This is a genomic window from Bacteroides sp. HMSC067B03 (genome assembly GCF_001811315.1).
GTDB lineage: Bacteria > Bacteroidota > Bacteroidia > Bacteroidales > Bacteroidaceae > Bacteroides > Bacteroides faecis.
Map to the genome: position 1 here is coordinate 1 of NZ_KV804310.1, position 1,857 is coordinate 1,857.

1 protein-coding gene and 1 pseudogene are annotated in these 1,857 nt (G+C 31.3%); one reads left to right on the forward strand and one right to left on the reverse strand.

Annotation, left to right across the window (positions count from 1 at the left end; translation table 11 throughout):
- Positions 1 to 171: pseudogene (locus HMPREF2794_RS07085) on the reverse strand (glutaminase domain-containing protein); the annotation flags it as partial.
- A gap of 359 nt (positions 172 to 530) precedes the next feature.
- Here HMPREF2794_RS07085 and HMPREF2794_RS07090 point away from each other — a divergent pair.
- A complete protein-coding gene (locus tag HMPREF2794_RS07090; protein WP_010536211.1) occupies positions 531 to 1,703 on the forward strand; it encodes an ATP-binding protein in 1,173 nt (390 codons plus the stop codon).
- Positions 1,704 to 1,857 lie beyond the last annotated feature (154 nt).

Sequence of the window (1,857 nt, forward strand, 5' to 3'; positions counted from 1 at the left end):
GGCTATAGTAGCATACTTATCTGCTATATCATTAAATCCTAACATTTTAGCCATCTCGCTGTAACCAGCTATTCCCATAATTGCTTTCACTGATAAGTTCGCATTATGAGCCCAATGCCCGGCAAAATCATCAGTGCACAACTGGTTCTCCGGGTCCTGTCCAAACCGCATCTTGGTTTTACAACATATTTATATTCAATATATTATAAAATAAATAAGATAAAATCGTATTGTTAGTTAGAAAATAAATAAATAATTATATCGATTTTATTGCATATGAAAGGTCTTACTACCTTTTGTTTGTTTCAAATAGAATATTTGTTCCTGAATAGTAATTTATTCTGCTTTGTAGTAATTACATTAATTTTGAAAAATGGTAAAATACAATATATCATATATAAATCAGGCAGTAGATATTTTAGGTACAACTCTTTAAATTGCAGAATAAAAAATGCAATATTTGTTTTTTTTGCTATTTTTATTCTGCAATTTATTGTATATTTGTTCATTCAACTAGAAAATTATCAATTATGGAGACTCTTTACAGAGCATATAGAACATTGCTCAATAACACTTCTACAGATTTTGTTCGTTACCTTCACGATCAAATTGAATGGGACAGCCGCTTAATAGCTATACTAGGTGCAAGAGGTATAGGAAAGACGACTATGCTTTTACAACATATAAAACAATATGATAATATTGATGAGACTTTGTTTGTTACAGCTGATGACCTTTATTTCTCTGAACATAGAATTTTTGATTTAGCGATGGAATTTTATCAGCATGGTGGCAAAAAACTCTATATAGATGAAATACATAAATACTATGGTTGGTCTCGTGAAATAAAAAATATATATGATCTAATTCCAGGAATACAGGTTGTATATACAGGGTCTTCAATATTGGACCTGGAGACAGGAGAAGCTGATCTGAGTCGACGAAAGTTAGAATACCGTATGACAGGACTTTCTTTTCGGGAATATCTTGCAATTTCAAGAGGTTATCGTTTACCCGTTTATTCTTTAGAAGACATTTTAAAAAACAAGGTTGATTTCCCATATAATTTAGAACGACCTCTTCAGTTATTTAAGGAATATCTTCAACAGGGATATTACCCCTTTTTCAAGGAGAAAGGGTACTATATTCGATTACGGAGTATTTTAAACCAAGCATTGGAAAATGATATTCCCATTTTTGCCAAAATGAATATAACCACGGCACAAAAATTAAAAAGGCTATTGTATATCATTGCTCAGAGTGTCCCTTTCAAGCCTAATTTCACAAAGTTAGCAGCTCTACTTGATATAAATAGAAATACGATATCAGAGCTTATATTCTATTTGGAGAAAGCTGGTATTATTAATCAATTACGCTGTGATACAGAAGGAATCAGGTTGTTAGGAAAAGTAGATAAAGTTTATTTGAATAATACCAATTTGGCTTATGCCCTTTCAGATAGTATGCCGGATATTGGGAACATACGGGAAACAGTATTCTTTTCTTTGATGAGAGCTACACAACCAATTACAACTTCTTCCTGTTCTGACTTTTCCATAGGAAAATACACTTTCGAAATAGGTGGTAAAGGTAAATCTCAGAAACAAATTCAGAATATTGAAAATTCCTATATCGTAAAGGATGATATTGAATTCGGAATGCAAAACATAATTCCATTATGGATGTTCGGATTTACATATTAAGAAAAGAAGCGGATTGACATTTTCTATTAGTATTATAACTAATAAATAAACAGAAAATAAGTACTCAAACAATTGGCGTGAATGTTCTCATAACTTTTATCTTTAATATATTTATAAAACAGAAAGAGGTTGTGTCAAAACGCTGGCACAACCT

Excerpts from the sequence above, each read along its gene's own strand:
- HMPREF2794_RS07090 (WP_010536211.1), top strand. The coding sequence starts at position 531 with ATGGAGACTCTTTACAGAGCATATAGAACATTGCTCAATAACACTTCT.